The sequence below is a fragment of the Enterococcus sp. ARL09-542 genome (genome assembly GCF_005234805.1).
Lineage (GTDB): Bacteria > Bacillota > Bacilli > Lactobacillales > Enterococcaceae > Enterococcus_D > Enterococcus_D gallinarum.
The window spans coordinates 181202-199360 of sequence record NZ_QPQX01000002.1 but is presented as its reverse complement, the minus strand read 5'-3'; the positions used below and the strand labels follow the sequence as shown (position 1 = coordinate 199360).

At 39.9% G+C, this 18159-nt stretch carries 20 protein-coding genes, 2 pseudogenes and 1 riboswitch; of the genes and pseudogenes, 18 read left to right on the top strand and 4 right to left on the bottom strand.

Translation table 11 applies throughout. The features are described from left to right. Positions 1-60: 60 nt before the first annotated feature. Entirely contained in the window at positions 61-1035 is a 975-nt protein-coding gene (locus DVW06_RS03435; RefSeq protein ID WP_137264412.1) for a tyrosine-type recombinase/integrase, read from the bottom strand. 3 nt (positions 1036-1038) lie between these two features. Between DVW06_RS03435 and DVW06_RS17395 the strand changes: the two genes are divergently transcribed. The 7 genes and pseudogenes from DVW06_RS17395 to DVW06_RS17180 all read left to right on the top strand — a co-directional run bounded on the left by DVW06_RS17395 (position 1039) and on the right by DVW06_RS17180 (position 4024). Beyond that, a complete protein-coding gene (locus tag DVW06_RS17395; protein ID WP_021149739.1) occupies positions 1039-1191 on the top strand; it encodes a hypothetical protein in 153 nt (50 codons plus the stop codon). Beyond that, positions 1163-1953: pseudogene (locus DVW06_RS17820) on the top strand (PD-(D/E)XK nuclease-like domain-containing protein). The gene DVW06_RS17395 and the pseudogene DVW06_RS17820 overlap by 29 nt, the downstream one beginning before the upstream one ends. Before the next feature lie 18 nt (positions 1954-1971). Further along, positions 1972-2859 carry a DnaD domain-containing protein gene (locus DVW06_RS03425; protein WP_137264411.1) on the top strand — a complete coding sequence of 296 codons (888 nt, stop codon included), beginning with the start codon at positions 1972-1974 and terminating at the stop codon, positions 2857-2859. Further along, on the top strand, positions 2840-3142 hold the full coding sequence (locus DVW06_RS03420) for a hypothetical protein (RefSeq protein ID WP_003126520.1): 303 nt from the start codon (positions 2840-2842) through the stop codon (positions 3140-3142). Before DVW06_RS03425 ends, DVW06_RS03420 begins: the two co-directional genes overlap by 20 nt. Beyond that, positions 3139-3543 (top strand): DUF1064 domain-containing protein, encoded by a 405-nt coding sequence (locus DVW06_RS03415; RefSeq protein WP_003126521.1) that lies wholly within the window; start codon positions 3139-3141, stop codon positions 3541-3543. The genes DVW06_RS03420 and DVW06_RS03415 overlap by 4 nt, the downstream gene beginning before the upstream one ends. Continuing rightward, positions 3540-3818: a hypothetical protein gene (locus DVW06_RS03410; protein ID WP_003126522.1), complete on the top strand. Its 279-nt coding sequence runs from the start codon at positions 3540-3542 to the stop codon at positions 3816-3818. The genes DVW06_RS03415 and DVW06_RS03410 overlap by 4 nt, the downstream gene beginning before the upstream one ends. 32 nt (positions 3819-3850) lie before the next feature. Beyond that, positions 3851-4024, top strand: coding sequence for a hypothetical protein (locus DVW06_RS17180; protein WP_003126523.1), 174 nt, complete (start codon positions 3851-3853; stop codon positions 4022-4024). A 158-nt stretch (positions 4025-4182) separates the two neighbouring features. On the opposite strand, the gene DVW06_RS03405 is transcribed toward DVW06_RS17180, so the two are convergent. After that, complete coding sequence (locus DVW06_RS03405) at positions 4183-4368, bottom strand: DUF6440 family protein (protein WP_003126526.1); 186 nt, start codon at positions 4366-4368, stop codon at positions 4183-4185. 187 nt (positions 4369-4555) lie between these two features. Between DVW06_RS03405 and DVW06_RS03400 the strand changes: the two genes are divergently transcribed. The 8 genes from DVW06_RS03400 to DVW06_RS03370 all read left to right on the top strand — a co-directional run bounded on the left by DVW06_RS03400 (position 4556) and on the right by DVW06_RS03370 (position 11099). Beyond that, a complete protein-coding gene (locus tag DVW06_RS03400) occupies positions 4556-4777 on the top strand; it encodes a hypothetical protein (protein WP_003126527.1) in 222 nt (73 codons plus the stop codon). A 582-nt stretch (positions 4778-5359) separates the two neighbouring features. Then, on the top strand, positions 5360-5536 hold the full coding sequence (locus tag DVW06_RS17175; protein ID WP_003126528.1) for a hypothetical protein: 177 nt from the start codon (positions 5360-5362) through the stop codon (positions 5534-5536). Position 5537: 1 nt separating this feature from the next. Next, a complete protein-coding gene (locus DVW06_RS03395) occupies positions 5538-6149 on the top strand; it encodes a YopX family protein (protein WP_003126529.1) in 612 nt (203 codons plus the stop codon). Positions 6150-6458: 309 nt separating this feature from the next. Beyond that, positions 6459-6593: riboswitch (FMN riboswitch) on the top strand. A 120-nt stretch (positions 6594-6713) separates the two neighbouring features. Next, positions 6714-7793 (top strand): bifunctional diaminohydroxyphosphoribosylaminopyrimidine deaminase/5-amino-6-(5-phosphoribosylamino)uracil reductase RibD, encoded by a 1080-nt coding sequence (gene ribD, locus DVW06_RS03390; protein WP_137264410.1) that lies wholly within the window; start codon positions 6714-6716, stop codon positions 7791-7793. Beyond that, entirely contained in the window at positions 7762-8382 is a 621-nt protein-coding gene (locus DVW06_RS03385) for a riboflavin synthase (RefSeq protein WP_021149731.1), read from the top strand. The genes ribD and DVW06_RS03385 overlap by 32 nt, the downstream gene beginning before the upstream one ends. Then, complete coding sequence (locus tag DVW06_RS03380) at positions 8375-9553, top strand: bifunctional 3,4-dihydroxy-2-butanone-4-phosphate synthase/GTP cyclohydrolase II (protein ID WP_005471510.1); 1179 nt, start codon at positions 8375-8377, stop codon at positions 9551-9553. Before DVW06_RS03385 ends, DVW06_RS03380 begins: the two co-directional genes overlap by 8 nt. A gap of 19 nt (positions 9554-9572) precedes the next feature. Beyond that, complete coding sequence (gene ribH, locus DVW06_RS03375; RefSeq protein ID WP_003126533.1) at positions 9573-10034, top strand: 6,7-dimethyl-8-ribityllumazine synthase; 462 nt, start codon at positions 9573-9575, stop codon at positions 10032-10034. 114 nt (positions 10035-10148) lie between these two features. Continuing rightward, a complete protein-coding gene (locus tag DVW06_RS03370; protein ID WP_137264409.1) occupies positions 10149-11099 on the top strand; it encodes an FAD:protein FMN transferase in 951 nt (316 codons plus the stop codon). A gap of 241 nt (positions 11100-11340) precedes the next feature. Here the strand turns inward: DVW06_RS03370 and DVW06_RS03365 are convergent, their stop codons facing one another. Next, positions 11341-12255: a LysR family transcriptional regulator gene (locus tag DVW06_RS03365; protein ID WP_137264408.1), complete on the bottom strand. Its 915-nt coding sequence runs from the start codon at positions 12253-12255 to the stop codon at positions 11341-11343. 299 nt (positions 12256-12554) lie between these two features. Between DVW06_RS03365 and DVW06_RS03360 the strand changes: the two genes are divergently transcribed. The 3 genes from DVW06_RS03360 (at position 12555) to DVW06_RS03350 (ending at position 16953) form a co-directional block, all read left to right on the top strand. Next, positions 12555-13160, top strand: coding sequence for an NADPH-dependent FMN reductase (locus tag DVW06_RS03360; RefSeq protein WP_103300839.1), 606 nt, complete (start codon positions 12555-12557; stop codon positions 13158-13160). 18 nt (positions 13161-13178) lie between these two features. Then, entirely contained in the window at positions 13179-15602 is a 2424-nt protein-coding gene (locus tag DVW06_RS03355; protein WP_137264427.1) for a flavocytochrome c, read from the top strand. Between the two features lie 124 nt (positions 15603-15726). Then, positions 15727-16953 (top strand): L-lactate MFS transporter, encoded by a 1227-nt coding sequence (locus DVW06_RS03350; RefSeq protein WP_137264407.1) that lies wholly within the window; start codon positions 15727-15729, stop codon positions 16951-16953. Positions 16954-17527: 574 nt separating this feature from the next. Here DVW06_RS03350 and DVW06_RS03345 read toward each other — a convergent pair. Next, positions 17528-18109, bottom strand: a pseudogene (locus tag DVW06_RS03345) (hypothetical protein). Positions 18110-18159: the final 50 nt, after the last annotated feature.

Sequence of the window (18159 nt, the reverse complement as noted above, 5' to 3'; positions counted from 1 at the left end):
TGAATTTTCAAAAACATTCGCCCGATTGTCGCCCATAAATTTAAATGGGCGACAATTTTTTTATCTTTCAGCGGATTTTTTCAATCGTTGGGCGAATATATCAACGGCTTCTGTTTTCATCTTTCTAGTTACATGGACATATTTGTCCATTGTAGTAGCAATCCTTGAATGGCCCAATCTTTCTTGAACAATTTTTGGCTTGACTCCATCTTCTAAAAGCATGGTAGCGTGAGTATGTCGAAGAGAGTGAAAATTAAAATCAATTCCGAGTTCCTTTTTTATTCGAGAAGAGTGCCATTTAATAGAATTTGGTGTCACTGGTTCGCCATTGTCTTTTGTACAGACAAAAGTTGAATCGTAATAGAATTTACCATACCTAAGTTTATTCTCTGATTGACTCTTTCTTGCTCTTCTTAATTCAGCTGCTAATACATCATCAATTGCTATTGTTCTGAAACTTGCTTGTGTTTTGGGAGTGCCAAGCTGAATTCCATGCTTGTCCTGTAACATTATTCGATCTACTGTTATTGTTCGCTCATCCAAAGAAATATCTGACCACTGTAGACCACATACTTCACCTCTCCGCAATCCTGTATGAAAGCCAATCATGAGTGGTAATCTGAAAGGACTGGATGGGGGATTAAATTCAAGTATTTTTTGATACTGATCCATAGTGATAATTTTCATGTCATCCCTTGTTTGTTTGGGTTTATTTTCGAAGGCTGGCATTTCAACGTATACCATAGGATTTGAATTGATTGCTTGCCATGGATAGACAGCTCTTTTAAATGCTCCTTTTAAAACAGTAAGTACAATTTCTACGGAATGTTTAGCAAGAGGGCGGTCAAATCCATTGGGTAACTTGTTCATTAAATCTTGAAGACGAGAGGGGCCGATAGAGCTCAAGTAATACTTGCCTATTTCTGGTTTAATGTATTTATTAATGATGTTTAGATAATTTTTCTGAGTATTGTATTTTAGCTTTTTTTCAACGTAGTTTTCAAACCAATAATCAAAGTAATCAGCAACACTCATGGCATGAGTAAAGTAGAAGATTGGTTTGAGGTTCCGACCGCCGAAAAGAAAGAATCGTCGAAACTAGAACAAGAATTTTCTCAAACAAAGAAAGATCCTTTGAAAGAAGCGAAGGTGACGGATACCGATGGACTTAAACAAGAAGAACTATTATAGCAATGAAGCTGACTGGCAGTATATGTCAGTCAGCCAATTCAAAACATTTCAAGAATGCGAAGCAGCGACTTTGGCAAAATTAAAAGAAGAATGGTCGCCAGAGAGTGATCCTACGACTTTACTAGTTGGAAACTATGTCCATTCCTATTTTAAGTCTCCTGAGGCACATCAAGAATTTATACAAGAGAATGCAAGTGCTATTTATAAAAAGAATGGATCAGAACGGGCAGAGTTTGCTCAGGCGATCAATATGATTGAAACCTTAGAATATGATGATTTTTTCGTTTTGTCTATCAAGGCGAGAAAGAACTGATTCTAACAGGAACGCTATTTGATACGGAATGGAAAGCCAGAATTGATTGTTTCAATTTAGAGAAAGGTTATCTTGTTGATTTAAAAACGACTCGGAGTCTTTCTCAGAGATACTGGTCACAAAAATATAGTGGCTACGTTTCGTTTGTTGAGCAATATGGCTATATTCTACAAATGGCTGTTTATAAAAACTTACTCGAACAAACCTATAACAGGGAAATTACACCTTATATCTTTGCAGTAACAAAAGAGTCGCCTCCTGATATTGCTGGTATCAGTATTTATCCTGGACGCTTTGATTTTGAACTTCGATTATTGGAACAAGAATTACCTCATATCTTACGAGTGAAAAATGGAGAAGAAGCGCCGAAAATGTGCGGGAAATGTGAATACTGTCGCCAACATAAGTCTTTAACAGGATTTTTAGAAGTAGGCGATTTATTGGAATAAGGAGGAGTCGCTTAAAGAATGGCTATTTATAGACAACTCCATACCACTTTTTGGAAAGACAAACGAGTCGGTGAATGGAGCAAAGATCAAAAACTTTTTTTCCTATATCTCTTATCGAATGATTACACAACTCAATGTGGTGTTTATGAATTCAATCTGAGATATGCAACGTTTGAACTAGATATGACTGCAGAAGAAATAAAAACAAACATTGACTTCCTCGTTAGCGAAGGCCGAATCGTCTTTAATGAAAAGTCGGAAGAGTTGATGATAGTCAACTGGCTCAAATACAACAGCGCCAGATCTCCTAAAGTCGCAGCGGTCATCGACAAAGAATTAAAGGAGATAAAGACACTTGAATTTGAGATTGAGGTCATCAAGAAGTGTCAAGAATATAAATACCCTATCCAAACTTTGAAACCAAAAGAAAATACCGTATCGATAGGGTATGGATATGGTATCGATACGATAACGCAACCAGCATCATCACCAGCAACAGCAGAGAATGCGCAGAGCGCTCCGGCTGCTGCTAATCCTTTCCAGCTCTATCAAGAAGTCTTTGGAGTGATTAACGGATTAGTTGCTGATGATCTACGTCATTGGGTTGAGGATATTGGCGAAGAAATGGTTTGTGAGGCTATGAGACGGTCTGCTATAGACCAGAAGTCATACGGATATGCCAAAGGAATTATGCAAAGCTGGGTAAAGAAAAATATCAAAACTATGGCGGATGTTAGAGCAGATGATGTAAGGCACAAGAACCAAAATAGCTATTCTAAGAAACCAATTCGCACAGAACCTATCCCAGAATGGCTCAACGATCCAGAAGGATATAACGCTCAAAAGGAAGCTGAGATCATGGAACGACTACGAAAAGAAGCGGGGGATGATCCATTTGGAAATTGATCAATTAAACCGAATCACTGTAATTAAGCAAATCTACGCTGCATTAGACCCTAGTCACAAGAACTTGATGGAAAACGTTAAGCGAATCCTTGACAGCAATCAGCCAGAAGAGGTCCGCTTTCGAATCTTCATGGTAATGTATCGTCACACTCGAATCAGCTTGGGAAAAGTATCGAAGACGCACTATGGCGAGTTTCTCACTGCCGGAACCACTGAATCAATGTGGCAAGAAGCCAAGTTGCTATATCGAGGACTGATGGCAAGAGAAGGTGCGGCAGTATGAGAGCAACTAAACTATCCAAGAAACCAAAATATAGCAATCGAAAAACTGTTGTCAATGGCATTAAATTCGATAGTGTTGCTGAAGCACGATACCTTCCATTCGCTGCTAAATATGCGGAAACCAATGGTCTTGAACTTCGATTACAAGAAAAATCCGAGCTTCAACCCAAATTTCGCATAGGGAATAAAACCATACGTTCAATCACTTATACTCCGGACTTCACATTTTGGGATGGAAACAAATTGGTCCAAGCGGTTGATGTTAAAGGAGTTCAAACTGAGGCTTTTAAAATAAAAGCTAAACTATTTTGTTTTAGGTACCAAATCGAATTGATATTGGCTAAATATGACCGAAAAACTGGACTATTTATCGAAAGTAAGTTTTATGAGGAAAAATCATGAGAATACAAGACTCTTTTGTTATTCATCCAGAAGGACGTCGCTTCGAGATTCAACCGAAGGTCAGACCAGCAAAAACGAAAGTAAAAGTCGGCAAGATCTACAACTGTGCCATCGAAGGATTTTCGGAATTGGTTAGAGCGGAATGTCTGAAAATTTATGAGAAATCGGCACATGTGAGAATTATTGTCTGTCACAAAGAACAGGACGAGTGGCGGCAGAAAGTTCTTGGTGATCAAACTGTTGTTAAGCTGAAAAATATGATTTTGGCTAAATAAGGGGTTTGTAATCGGAAGAAAGAAGGTATTTTATGGGAGAAATGGCTGAATACTGGAAAGATGCGAAGCCTTACCTGAAAGAGCGTAGAAAGCAGCATGTTATGCGCATGGGCGATTCAGCGATAAAAAATATCAAGTCTTTGGGTTTTGAGTTTACCCATTATCCAATAATCATCAATTTGCGATCAATACGCCAAAAGGCATGATTGATTATTGGGGAACAACTGGTACTTGGATTAATCGGAAATCGAAAAGACGTGGCAGAGGTCTGCATAGTCTGAGGAAATTCGTTAGCGGTCGTTAGTCAGCAATTGGAAGAAATTACCAACTTGGAAAGAAAAAAGACCAACACAAGTTGATCTAATTAATCCTTATAATGAATACTTCCATCTGGCTCTAGTCTTGGTGTAATTGCGACGCCTTTTCCGTCAGAACCGATAACAATTGTTTGAATATATTGTACCTGTGTCTCGGGATCAGTAATAACAAAGATTTCGTTGGTTCTGCCTTTATAAACTTTTTCAACTTCAAATTCAATATTGTTCGCCATAGAATCACTCCTTTTAAATAAAGTACCATAATAAACAAACAAAATAAATAAATACTATAAATGTTTGTAGATATGAAAATTTAGTAACGACAGAAATACACAACTAGAAAGGAAGATGAAAAATGAGATTTTTTGAAATTAATGAGCCATATTTTGCAATTGTAGCAGCTGAAATGAGGGAAAATGTATGGAATTTTATGAAGAAGTAGTGTGTGACGTAGAAGATAAAGAGGACTTTGTAGCTAGTATGAAAGAACTTGAGACGACAGTTGCCATTACAAAAGTTGCGAATACAGTGAGTGAACAAACAGGGGAGCCAGTCGGTAGTGAAGAGGCAGAGGTGCAAGTTTTTGATTGTATTAATGACAATGAACCGACATTATTGGCAGTTGACGGATCGCTGGTTTAGTCAGTTACCCACCAAAAATTGCGGAAATAAAAAAACTACTCTAAAAGAGTAGCAACAGAATCATAAATTATTTTTTTTGGAATCGGAAATTCCGTGTTTAACTGCCAATCTGATGATTCCATAAAGCATAAATCCTATAAAAATATACCAAATAAAAGCTAAAAAAGTTCCCAAAGCAATACCTCCTTTTAGGTATTGTAACATATTTTATATTTTACCAAGTCAGTTATCCGACGAAATGCTTTAATCAGAACAGATAATTAAAAGGATTCAAAATTTCTAAAAACAAGTTAAGAAACAATTCTTTAAAGTTTACAAAGAAAGGTTCTCTTTTAAAAACTAATCTAAAAAAACTGATTATGAGAGATGCGACGAGACACAACAAAAAATATATCAAAGCAAATATTAGTATTACTGAAACTACTTCTTTTACTTTGTCCATAAAAAGACTCCTTTTTAATTAATAATCAAATTATATCATTAAGGAAAGTTAGCAACCCTTACAGTATTGCAAGACGGTAAATAATAAAAGATAGTAGTAAATTTCCGCAATCGTCAGCGATAGCAAACAGGAGGGATAAGATGTCTAAGAATAGTTTTGTGTATTTAGTTTATGTTGAGAATCCATTTTCTGGGAGAGTTCAACTGAAAAAGGTTTGCGAGAGTTTAAAACTTGCGAAGAAGTTGGCGAAAGAAATCGAAGAAAAAAAGGATACATTCACACAAATTGAAATAATGCCTTTGGAGCAGGAGGGATAAGATGGTACCAAAATTTAGAGCGTGGGATAAAGAAAATGACAGAATGATTTATCCAAGTACAGAAGGCGTTTGTTTTGAGTTAGATGATGACGGTACAAACATACTTGATGTAAGCGGAGATTATCCAGAAGATCATACTTTTCCAGCAATTGATTCATTCCTCATGCAATCCACTGGCTTGAAAGACAAGAACGGCGTGGAGATTTTTGAGGGGGATGTTCTTTTGCATACAAGTTCATCCGTTAATTACAGTGATACTTACTGGCACAGCTATGTACAAGTATACAGAATCGATAGCGGTGCATATAGAATCAAAGGGAAGCATATTTATGATACAGAGTTGATGAGTGCTAGAAACCGATTAGAGGTAGTAGGAAACATTTATCAAAATCAAAACTTGTTAGATAAAGAATACTTTAGTACTTCTGACGGCATTGTGGAGCAAGCCAATAAACAGCCCATTCCTAGCGCCGCTTTTGAAGCATTGAACAACTATTGTCAACAGCAAAATGTTTCACCCGGCGGAAGTGCCAATTTATTAGCTGCCAGTTTCTTTCTGCTTTCTTTGGAAAACTTAACGAGTCAGAAACTTTATTTCACTACAGCAAAATAACATATTTATTCCATTCACAAGACTTTTAAAGAGAGTGTTTCTTAAACTCTTTAAAAGTCTTTTTTTATCTGTTCGAAAAACGTGTTATTCAATCGAAATAAATAAAATATAAAAAGAGAAATAATTTATCCGGGGAACCTCATTTAATTGTTTGTTTGGAGGCCGCTAATTCCTAAAAAACTTTTTAAAGTCTTCTCCGATAACGGCGAATGTTGTACTTAAACATTTTCCTTAATTGTTATTTAAAAAGGATAGAAGAGGGGTTTGACACCTGAATTAAAAAATAGTAGTATCTAACGTGAATTGAATATGTTTCTTCGGGGCAGGGTGTAATTCCCGACCGACGGTGACAAGCAATGCTTGAAGTCCGTGACCCGCATTCGTGCGGTTGATCCAGTGAAACTCTGGAACCGACAGTTAAAGTCTGGATGGGAGAAGAAAAACTTACAAGAATATTGACGGGAGGAGTCTATCCTTTTTGTCATCGTTTCTTTGAGTTTGTCTAATCAAGACCTCGTGTACTTATGCACGAGGTCTTTTTATTTAAAGAAAGGAGGAATGTTTATGCATGAAACGTATATGAAGCGCGCCATATCCGAAGCACTAAAAGGCAAAGGACAAACCTTCACGAACCCTTTAGTCGGTGCTGTCATTGTGAAAGATGAGGAAATAGTTGCTGTAGGCAGCCACATGGCTTATGGCCAGCCACATGCGGAAAAGAACGCCATCGATTCATGTAGTTCCCCCGAAAAACTAATTGATTCAACCATTTATGTGACCCTTGAGCCTTGCCACCATTACGGAAAACAGCCACCTTGTACAACTGCTATTCTACAAAGCGGCATCAAAAAAGTGGTAATTGGTCAATTGGATCCCAATCCGTTGGTATCTGGCAAGGGCAAAGCGTTTTTAGAATCACAAGGAGTAGCAGTGATCACCGGTGTTTTAGAAAAGGAGGTACGTGAAATCAATCGCCACTATAATACGTATCACGAAGAGCAACGTCCTTTTGTGGCTTTAAAGCAAGCAACCACACTTGATGGAAAAATCGCTTTGGCTGGTCAGCGAGCAAGGATAACCGGTGAAGCTGCATTGCGCCGGGTTCGTCAGGAACGTTCAGACTACCAGGCTATTTTGATAGGGAGCCGCACTGCCTTAATCGATAATCCTACTTTGCGGACAGAGGCTGCCTTTCCGACTTATCGAGTGGTCCTAGATCGTAAAGGAGAAACCTTGAAACAGCAGCTAACTCTTTTTGAGGATACCAGTAGTCCTGTACTGGTCTTTACTACGAAAAAAGTCCAATCTGTTTTCTCAAATCACGTGAATATCATTACCATGCCTTCACTGACTCTCTCGTTTGTCATGAAAGAATTGTATCGACGCAAGATTCAATCGGTTTATGTTGAAGGCGGAAGCAGCATTCATGATGCCTTTCTGGCGGATGGTTATTGGGATCAAGTTATCACCTATCTTTCGCCAAAACTTATCGGCGGCAATGGAACAGCGAGTTTTGCTAGTTCTCGAGAAGTGAATCAGATGTTTGCGCTAACGGAAGTCACTGTTGAACCGGTCGGAGAAGAGTTAAGGATCGTTGGAAGGAGGCAGGAAAATGTTTACCGGACTCATTCAAGAAAAGGGTAAGATCACACGGATCGTGCCTAGTGGTCGCACCATTGCATTGACTTGTCATGCTTCTGAAGCATTGTTAACGGATTATCGGGTTGGTGATAGTATGGCGATCAATGGCGTATGTTTGACAGCGATCAAGACTGGCAAACAAGAATTCACTGTCGAGATCATGCCGGAAACTTATCAACGAACCACCTTTTCGACCGCAAAAATCAATGACGAAGTCAATTTGGAACGAGCGTTAGCTTTCAACGGCCGCTTGGAAGGACACTTGGTGGCAGGTCATGTAGATACTACGACAACGCTGCTAGAAAAGCGTGTGTTGGAGAATGCGCTGATTCTGACATTTGCTTATCCCGACGAACTGAGAAATGAGATCATTCCACAGGGCTCTATCGCATTGAATGGGGTTAGTTTGACGATTATCGAGACCACACTGCGCTATTTCTCCGTTGGACTGATTCCTCATTCCAAAAATCAAACCAATCTGGGGCGACTTAACCGCGGTGAAGCAGTGAATGTTGAAACAGATCTATTAGGAAAATATGTCAAAGCCAATCAACTGATCCGTGGCGGAAGAAAGGAAATGTCCTATGAGTAAAAATAAAATCGAAACAGCATTAGACTATTTAAGAAATGGGCAATTAATTATTGTTGCTGATGATGACGACCGGGAAGCGGAAGGAGACCTTGTTGGGATCGCTAATCTAGCTACGATGGAAAGCGTGAATTTTATGACGAAATTTGCTCGAGGGTTGATTTGCGCACCTATCTCAGCTCAACTAGCTGACCGCTTGCAGCTAACTGAAATGGTCGCGCAAAATACGGATACTTTCAAAACAGCCTTCACTATAAGTGTCGATCACCGTTCAACGACAACAGGAATTTCTGCTGAAGAACGCGCGCGAACGATCCGAGCATTGGCTAATCCTCAAACTAAGGAAGAGGACTTTCAAAAACCAGGTCATATTTTCCCGTTGATCGGAAGAATAGGCGGGGTGCTGGAAAGAAGGGGCCATACCGAGGCTGCATTGGATTTAGCAAAATTGACCAATCAAAGTGAAGCGGCCTATATTTGTGAGATTCTAAATGAGGATGGCACGATGGCTCGCCGCCCACAATTGGCTCAATTCGCGGAAAAATGGCAGCTGCCGATGATCACTATCGAAGAGTTAGCGACTTATATGGCAACAAGTCAGTTAACCGTTCAATTGCCAACCGCATTTGGATCCTTCGATTTAACCTTATTTGAAGATCAGCATCATCTTGAACACTTAGTATTAGCAAAAGGGGATTTGACTAATCCCGCAAAACCATTATTGGTTCGTCTTCACTCAGAATGCTTGACCGGAGATGTTTTCGGATCCCAGCGGTGCGATTGCGGGGAACAACTACATGAAGCCATGCGTCAAATCGAAAAAGAAGGTACCGGAGCCATCTTGTATTTGCGTCAGGAAGGCCGAGGTATCGGCTTGAAACAGAAACTGCAGGCGTATCAATTACAGGAAAAAGGCTTGGATACGTATGAAGCCAATGTTGAATTAGGTTTTCGTCCAGATGAACGGGATTATGGTTTTGCGGCGATTATTCTGAAGTCTCTTGGCATCGATACGATTCGCTTGCTGACAAATAATCCAGAAAAAATCACCGAGTTAGAAGCTCATGGCATTCATGTTGCTGAAAGAATTCCGTTAGAAATAACTCCAGTTGCAGAAAATAATCGTTATCTTCAAACAAAAAAAGAAAAATTCCATCATTTATTATCACTTTGAGAAAGAAGGAGAGCACAACATGACACAATTTGAAGGAACATTTGACGGACAAGGAATGAAAGTAGGGATCGTGGTTGCGCGTTTTAACGAGTTTATTACGGCGAAACTTTTGAGTGGCGCCCAAGACAATTTGATACGGCATGGAGTAAAAGAAGAAGACATTGATGTTTACTGGGTACCCGGTGCCTTTGAAATTCCCTATATAACAAAAAAATTAGTCAACGTGAAGCAATACGATGGCTTGATCACACTGGGTGCAGTTATCCGCGGTGCGACTACCCATTATGAGCTTGTTAGCAATGAAGTCGCGAAAGGCGTGGCCCAAGTTGGATTAGCGGCAGACATTCCAGTCATGTTTGGCGTTCTAACTACAGAAACTATCGAACAAGCCATCGAGCGGGCCGGAACCAAAGCGGGCAATAAAGGTTCAGAAGCGGCGCAAGGATTGATCGAAATGATTTCATTGAACCGGGTGATTTAATGTTTTAAAGCCTGTCCGCGACTTTCTTATAGTTGCATTTATTTGCTAAAGGCATTCAATTTTTTCTGAAAAACTGCTATGATGAACAAAAAAAACTAGGGGCGAAACGAACGGATGCAAGAAGGAAAAAGACAAGTCAAAGCGATGGGAACGATCATTCAGCTTTGGATCCAACATGAAGATCCCACACCAATTTTGGAAGCAGCAGTCCAACAAATCAGAGCGTTTGAAAAACGGTTTAGTGCCAATGATCCTGCTTCAGATCTGATGAAAGTCAATCAAAACGCCGGAATTCAGCCGACCAAAGTAGCCAAAGACTTGTTTGCTTTGATCGCCTTAGCAAAAGAGCACAGCTTGCCAGAGGATAGTTTCTTGAACATCGCGATGGGACCCCTGATTCAGGAGTGGCGTATTGGTTTCTCAGATGCCAAAGTGCCGACTGCCGAAAAAGTGACGGAATTACTACAGGTGACCGATCCTCAACGAATCGAATTGGATAACAAACAGCAGAGCGTTGCCTTAGCTGCCGGTATGTCAATAGACCTAGGTGCTGTGGCCAAAGGCTATTTCGCAGATCAGCTGGCAGATTTTTTTAAGCAATCTGGTGTCAGTGCCGCTTTGATTGATCTGGGCGGGAATGTTGTTACCTTTGGTGAAACACCAAATCATGCGGATCACTTATGGCGTATCGGAATTCAGAATCCTTTTTTGCCAAGAGGAAATTTCGTGGCAGCCTTAAAAATCCGCGATCGTTCTATCGTAACCTCAGGGATCTATGAACGTTCCCACACCGTCGACGGTAAGACCTATCATCATATTTTCAATCGTAAAACCGGTTATCCGATAGAATCAGCGTTAGCAAGTATCACGATTATTTCCGATCGTTCAGTGGATGGCGAAATTTGGACCACACGTCTCTTTGGTAAAAAACCTGAAGAAATCATGAAACAACTCAGCCAACTCGATGGCATCACTGGATTAATCGTAACCCGACAAGGCCAATTGCTTTATCCCTCTACGCTACAATCACTGATTGAGTTACCTGAAACGAATCAAAAAGTCTAATTGAAACATACTCAAAGATAGAGACGAAACTGCCTTGACAAAGCAGCTTTCAGAGTCTGGTAAATGAAGTAAAATGAAGTATTTAAACTGGTGAAACAAGATAGCAGAACGACTGCGCCCCCTGGCAATTGCACGATCTTAAAGTACCTGCTTAATCTGTTTAGCTCGTTTGACATACCATTACTTCTGACTCTTTCTTCTTTGAGTATGTTTTTTTGACTTTTGATGGCGGTTTTAGCGATCATACTTTTTCTAGAAAATAGCGAATCAAGTTTTGATCAGCTATCGATAACGGACGCTCTGCTTGATGAGCGATAAAATAATTTAACGTTAGCATTTCTTCAGGTATCGGATAAAGGTTGAAAGGCGTCATTGTCGCTGCTTGTAAAACACTTTCAGGAACGATGGCCAACCCGAGATTGTTTTCAGCAAGTGCTGCTGCAGTATAAATATTGCTGCTTTCTACGAGAATGGTTGGTTCAACTTTGTACTTTTTCAATAATTGATCAATTTGCCGACGAATCGCGGAGCCGCTTGTCGTCAATATCAACGGGCTTTGTAACAGTTCTTTCATTGAAACACTGTCTTGAGAGAGAAATTTTTTGTTTGCTTGATACAAAGGCAAAATAGGGGGGATGATCGCAAAATAATTTTCACTCTTTGTGGCGTAAGTCGTCAAATTAGGTGAAATAGTCTCCGGGTTCTGGCCAACAAAAAAATCCAATTGATTACTTAATAAACGTTTCTCATTGTGCTTCGGCAAATCTTCACGCAAAAAAACGGACACATCCTGGTGTTCTGCCAAATAGTCAGGTAAAAAAAGTGGGAGCAAGAACGAGCCCAGACTGGGCAAGATACCCAATCGCAATGTTTTGGTTTCTGGTGATGTGTAGCGCAGTAACCGATGACGAAATTTCGCGGAAGCGGTTTCCAATGTTTCAAGGTATTGATAATAGATTTTACCGGCTTCAGTCAAATGCAAAACACCTGACTGACGAATAATGATGGCCGTTCCCAACTCTTGTTCGACTTTTTTGATGGCTTGCGTAAGATAAGGCTGAGAAATAAATAGGTCTTTCGCTGCTTTGGTATAGTTATTGTACTTTAGTAATGTGTCGATGTACTGCAGCATCAAATGGGAATCTTTAAGAGACATAGAAGTTGCTCCTTCCGTAGAAATATGTCTATTATAACAAAAAAGTTATCATAATATAATTAAATAAATATTTCACAAATGTAAATGGTCAGACTAAACTGTAGAAGTGCTTAATTGGAACAAATAAATTGTCCTTCAGATTCTTCTATCGGAATGAAATCAGAGAGATTTAAGCTGAGTTTGACCATTTTTATCTTTCTAAGACGACTATTTGTACGATTAACTTTTGAAACAATTGATCTAAAAGCGAGTTATAATCGAATCAATTGTTAAATTTATCACATTTAGGAGAGATGAGTATGAAACTGATCGGAATCGTTGGCACTAACTCTGCACGTTCGACCAATCGCCAGTTATTGCAATTTATCCAAACCCATTTCAAAGATCAGGCAGAAATCGAGCTTTGCGAAATCAAAGATCTGCCAGCATTCAATGAACCAGAAGACAGAACAGCACCTGAAGCAGTTCGAGAATTAGCAGAAAAAATCGAGGCTGCTGATGGCGTGATTATCAGTACACCTGAATACGATCATTCCATTCCAGCAGTACTAAAAAGCATGATTGAATGGCTTTCTTATACGACCCGTCCCTTGATCGACAAACCAGTGATGATCACTGGTGCCTCACTTGGTGCTTTAGGTTCTTCCCGAGCGCAAGCACACCTTCGCCAAATTCTTGATGCACCGGAAGTCAAAGCACGAATCATGCCTAGTGCCGAATTTTTACTCGGTCATTCGATGCAAGCCTTTGATGAAGAAGGATGCTTAAAAGATGAGGAAAAAGTCGCTGAATTAGAAGACTGCTTCAATGAATTCAAATTATTCGTGGAAATCACGAATCGTCTCGTCAGTGAATATTCGACTGCCAAAGAGCGCTCAAAGAAATTTTCTTGGGAACAGGTATAAGAAAGAGAGGAAATGTCCATGAAATTTGTCGGTATGATCGGTACAAATGCAAAGAAATCGACTAATCGCCAACTGGTGACATATATGCAACAAGCATTTGCCGATTTAGCAGAAATCGAAATTTTAGAAGTTGATCAAGTTCCTATGTTCAATGAAACAGAGGATCAAACCAATAGTGAAGTCATTCAAACATTAAATCAGAAAATTTTGGCTGCCGATGGCGTGATTATCGCGACACCAGAACACAATCATTCCATTCCATCCGCACTAAAAAGTGTCTTAGAGTGGTTGTCCTTCAATCTACACCCGTTTGATGGCAAACCAGTGATGATCGTGGGTGCTTCTTATGACGTCCAAGGTTCTTCACGGGCACAACTACACTTGCGTCAAATTCTTGATGCACCTGGTGTCAATGCAACGGTTATGCCTGGTAATGAATTTCTTTTAGGTCGTGCGCATCAAGCATTCGATGAAAATGGGCAGCTGAAAGATCAACGGACTGTTGACTTTTTGGAAAGCTGTTTCAGAAAATTCATTCGCTTTACAGAAGTTGCTAATATCTTGAATGTTCCCGAAGAAGTAGTTTATCAGCCTGGGGATTATACTGTCACGGCACCAGGACACAATGGTGATTTACCAATGGTGGTTACATTAAGTGAAGAACGGATCGAAGCAATCAATATCGATACTTCCGGTGAATCGGAAGGAATCGCAGATGTAGTCTTTGCGCGTGTTCCACAAGAAATCATTGAAGGCCAAACATTGAACGTCGATGCGATCTCAGGTGCTTCCGTTACCAGTAACGGTGTCGTTGATGGTGTCGCGAAAGCAGTGAAAATGGCTGGTGCAAACCCAGATGTTTTAAGAAAACGTCCTAAGGCAGCCAGTGCGCTAAAAACGGAAGATGAAACTTACACCACGGATATCATCGTTGTCGGTGGTGGTGGGGCAGGATTGAGTGCCGCAGCAAGTATCCTCCAAGAAGGCAAAGAGGTGATTTTAGTTGAAAAATACCCAGCCATCGGTGGGAACACCGTTCGCACGGGTGGACCAATGAATGCCGCAGATCCGGATTGGCAAAAAACATTTGCTGCGCTTCCAGGTGAACGGGCTGCGCTAGAAGAAATCATTGCCGTAGATGAAGCAACCATTGATGCAGAATACTTGGCTGATTTTCGATTGTTGAAAGAACAAATCACAACGTATTTACAAGCAACGACTCCAGAAAAAGAATTCTTATTTGACTCTGCCATCTGGCATCGTATCCAAACTTATTTAGGCGGCAAACGGACCGACTTAGAAGGAAATGTGATTTACGGTCAATATGACTTAGTAAAAATCCTAACTGATCGTGCACTAGAGTCTGTGAAATGGCTAGAAGAAATCGGCGTTGAATTTGATTACAAACATGTCGATATGCCGGTTGGAGCAAAATGGCGCCGAGGCCATAAACCATTGAAAAATGAAGGGTACGCTTTTGTTTCTGCCCTACACAATTTCGTCAATGAAAATGGTGGAAAAATTCTTACTGACACACCAGTCAAAGAATTGATCATCGAAGAGGGACAAGTCGTAGGGATCATTGGGGAAGGTCGCAATGGACAAAAAGTAACGATCCATGCCAAAGCAGTTATCTTAGCTTCTGGTGGCTTCGGTGCGAATACACAAATGCTGAAGCAGTACAACACGTATTGGACTGAAATCGAAGATGACATCAAAACTTCCAATTCGCCGGCAATCACAGGGGATGGTATCAAACTAGGGGAAAGTGCCGGTGCGGATCTAGTTGGAATGGGCTTCTCACAAATGATGCCGGTATCTGATCCGAATACGGGAGCATTATTCAGCGGTCTGCAAGTACCTCCCGCAAACTTTGTGATGGTCAATCAAGAAGGCAAACGTTTCGTCAATGAATATGAAAGCCGTGATGTATTGACACAAGCAGCAATCGATAATGGTGGCCTATTCTATTTGATTGCTGATGAAGAAATCAAGAAAACAGCGTACAATACGTCCCAAGAAAAAATCGACAAACAAGTAGCTAACGGAACATTATTCCGCGCCGATACCCTTGAAGAATTAGCAGAACAAATTAATGTTGATCCAACCATCTTGAAAGAAACGATCACTGCATACAACGCCTATGTCGATGCAGGAAAAGATCCTGAATTTGGCAAAGATGTGTTTGATCTTAAAGTAACGACTGCTCCATTTTATGCAACTCCAAGAAAACCGGCAGTACATCACACCATGGGGGGGTTAAAGATCGATACACAAACCCATGTGTTATCAAAAGAAAATCAAGTGATCAAAGGTCTATATGCAGCTGGTGAAGTAGCAGGAGGAATCCATGCAGGAAATCGCCTTGGTGGTAACTCATTGACTGATATCTTTACCTTTGGACGGATCGCTGGTAAGACAGCAGTTGCAGAAAATTTTTAATAGGTTAAAAGAAATGTGCAGAGAATCGCACTGCACATTTTCTTTCAAAACGTTATGTGAAATAAGTAACATGAGGTGTATTCAATCAATTTATTTAAACAAAACTATTTTTTGGGGGTAAAACATGGAAACAAAACTCAACCGTTGGCTAGTCTTGATTGCTTCAACTGCTGTTCTGTTATGTACAGGTGCCGTTTATGCATTTAGCGTTTTCGCTGGACCGCTTAGTCAACTAAAAAATTGGACAATGGAAGAAATCATGCTGGCATTTACAATCAATGCTGCTGTCGGACCTATCACAATGATTTTAGGAGGATTCTTGACCGACCGTGGATTGGCAAAATGGACGATTACTTTTGGTGGTTTATTATTTGCGCTAGGTTTCTTCTTAACTGGATTTGTGGAATCACCTGGGATGCTCTATCTAACTTATGGTGTGCTTTCAGGTCTTGGTCAAGGATTTGCTTATTCTGCTTGCTTAAGTAATACGATTCGTTTATTCCCAGACAAACGTGGACTTGCTTCAGGATTGATCACTGCAGGTATGGGCGGTGCAGCCATCATCGCCGCACCGATCGCGAATGCAATTATTGAATCAAGAGATGTGTTGACTGCTTTTCGTTTTATCGGTATTGCTTATATGATCGTCGTTGTAATGGCAAGTTTCTTTATCAAAAAAGCCCCTGCAGATTATCGTCCAGCAGGATGGGTCCCACAAACTTCTGCGGCTAAAGGAACCGCAGCAAATTATTCCTGGCAAGAGATGATGAAAACACCTGCTTTTTATTTGATTATCTTGATGCTCGGTGTTGGTGCATTTTCTGGTTTGATGATTGCTTCCAATGCTGCTGTGATTGGGCAGGAAATGTTCGGATTAACAGCTACAACAGCCGCTTTTTATGTTAGTCTATATTCTTTAAGCAATTGCTTAGGTCGAGTGATTTGGGGAACAGTTTCTGATAAGATTGGGCGTTCCAATACATTGATGATCATTTACGGTGTCGTTGCGTTATCTTTACTCGTTTTGACACTTTCAAGTGCAGCGATGATCTTTGCAGTGGGAATCATTGGGCTAGGACTCTGCTTTGGCGGAGTGATGGGGGTTTTCCCATCGATCGTAATGGAAAATTACGGACCAGCTAACCAAGGAGTCAACTATGGAATCGTCTTTGTTGGTTATTCTACAGCTGCTTTCTTTGGACCACGAGTAGCAGCAGGAATGGCTGCCAGCAACAATGGAGATTTTACAAACGCATTCTATACAGCAATTGCTTTGGCAGTCGTCGGCTTTATTTTGAATATTGCTTATGTTCAACTAAAAAAATCACATAACGTTTCAATCGCCAAATAAACAGCGCAGCATTGAAAGGGCTATAAGTCTCTATAAAAAGATAAATAATCAGTAGTACTAATATAGATATATGCGGATTGACAGACTTGATTGACCATGATCATGGTCAATGAACTTAGAAATGCTTGTACCGGTGACAGGAGTTAGTACGATTGATTGATCAGTTAGATGGAGTAGCTTTTCAAGTACTGAGAATAAAAAAGTGGTAAAGTCTTTAATTTCTTTTTTTTCATGTTCCAGTGCAAAAAGTGATTATACTATTTTTTCCCTAAGTGATAGGATATCAGGTAGAAAGATGATTTTATAGAAGGAAACTCGAATCAGCTGATTATTCATTTTTATACGATAGTCATAATATTCATGAAGGAATGAAAAAATAGATTTGGTAGTGTCAATACACGTCGCTTATCATAAAAAGGCAACGTGAATTTTAATAACCATCAGTAATAGAAGTGCTTGGGGAAGTCTTTTCTTTTTCTGATGGTTTTTTCACAGCGACATCGGATGTTTGACTAAAATAAGAATAAAGAAGGACACTAATCTGCTTTCCTAAGATTAGTGTCCTTCTTATCTTTCATTCAAGTTGGAAGTTAGCAATAATTTTCTGGCTGACCATTTCGGGTGACAACTCAGTATTATCGATTTTCATCGTTTTTACTTTTGGAAAAAGGGATGCCAATTCCGTCGAATGGCTTTCCAAACGGTATTTTTCATTAAAAGTAAGAAGTTCTTGATGCGAAAAAGCAAGATCCCGTTTTGACGGCTTCGCTTTTAAACGTGCTTCCTGACGGTTACGTGCGATGCGCTCCTCTAATTGCGCAACAAGTTCAACAAAATAAACCGGTTGTCCAGCGCTTAAAAAGATCTCACAAATTTTGTGTAAAAAAGCAATATCTTCTTTCTGATCAAATCCCACTAAAACAGTAAATATGATTGTCTTAACTGTATTCTGTTCACCAGCCACAAATGCTTTGAAAAGTTCGATCCTAGTGGAATCAGACAACTTAAATGCCGCAGGCGTATACCCAAGATAATTGGCAAATAAATCAATAGTTTGATGATTAAATAGTAATTTACCATCAATTCTTTTTTAAAGTTCGCGACCGACAGTCATTTTTCCAACAGCCTGAGCACCAATCAAAACCAGTAATGGCATAGAAGCACCTCATTCTTTTAGACTTATTGTAACAGAATGTCAGGAAATAA

Bases quoted from the DNA above. Each gene is read 5' to 3' on its own strand.
- DVW06_RS03365 (WP_137264408.1), bottom strand. From the start codon at position 12,255: ATGTCTCTTAAAGATTCCCATTTGATGCTGCAGTACATCGACACATTA.
- DVW06_RS03400 (WP_003126527.1), top strand. From the start codon at position 4,556: ATGGAATTTTATGAAGAAGTAGTGTGTGACGTAGAAGATAAAGAGGAC.
- DVW06_RS03370 (WP_137264409.1), top strand. From the start codon at position 10,149: ATGCAAGAAGGAAAAAGACAAGTCAAAGCGATGGGAACGATCATTCAG.
- ribD (WP_137264410.1), top strand. From the start codon at position 6,714: ATGCATGAAACGTATATGAAGCGCGCCATATCCGAAGCACTAAAAGGC.
- DVW06_RS03405 (WP_003126526.1), bottom strand. From the start codon at position 4,368: ATGGCGAACAATATTGAATTTGAAGTTGAAAAAGTTTATAAAGGCAGA.
- DVW06_RS17180 (WP_003126523.1), top strand. From the start codon at position 3,851: ATGGGAGAAATGGCTGAATACTGGAAAGATGCGAAGCCTTACCTGAAA.
- ribH (WP_003126533.1), top strand. From the start codon at position 9,573: ATGACACAATTTGAAGGAACATTTGACGGACAAGGAATGAAAGTAGGG.
- DVW06_RS17395 (WP_021149739.1), top strand. From the start codon at position 1,039: ATGAGTAAAGTAGAAGATTGGTTTGAGGTTCCGACCGCCGAAAAGAAA.
- DVW06_RS03360 (WP_103300839.1), top strand. From the start codon at position 12,555: ATGAAACTGATCGGAATCGTTGGCACTAACTCTGCACGTTCGACCAAT.
- DVW06_RS03410 (WP_003126522.1), top strand. From the start codon at position 3,540: ATGAGAATACAAGACTCTTTTGTTATTCATCCAGAAGGACGTCGCTTC.
- DVW06_RS03350 (WP_137264407.1), top strand. From the start codon at position 15,727: ATGGAAACAAAACTCAACCGTTGGCTAGTCTTGATTGCTTCAACTGCT.
- DVW06_RS03380 (WP_005471510.1), top strand. From the start codon at position 8,375: ATGAGTAAAAATAAAATCGAAACAGCATTAGACTATTTAAGAAATGGG.
- DVW06_RS03435 (WP_137264412.1), bottom strand. From the start codon at position 1,035: ATGAGTGTTGCTGATTACTTTGATTATTGGTTTGAAAACTACGTTGAA.
- DVW06_RS03395 (WP_003126529.1), top strand. From the start codon at position 5,538: ATGGTACCAAAATTTAGAGCGTGGGATAAAGAAAATGACAGAATGATT.
- DVW06_RS03420 (WP_003126520.1), top strand. From the start codon at position 2,840: ATGATCCATTTGGAAATTGATCAATTAAACCGAATCACTGTAATTAAG.
- DVW06_RS03385 (WP_021149731.1), top strand. From the start codon at position 7,762: ATGTTTACCGGACTCATTCAAGAAAAGGGTAAGATCACACGGATCGTG.
- DVW06_RS03415 (WP_003126521.1), top strand. From the start codon at position 3,139: ATGAGAGCAACTAAACTATCCAAGAAACCAAAATATAGCAATCGAAAA.
- DVW06_RS03425 (WP_137264411.1), top strand. From the start codon at position 1,972: ATGGCTATTTATAGACAACTCCATACCACTTTTTGGAAAGACAAACGA.
- DVW06_RS17175 (WP_003126528.1), top strand. From the start codon at position 5,360: ATGTCTAAGAATAGTTTTGTGTATTTAGTTTATGTTGAGAATCCATTT.
- DVW06_RS03355 (WP_137264427.1), top strand. From the start codon at position 13,179: ATGAAATTTGTCGGTATGATCGGTACAAATGCAAAGAAATCGACTAAT.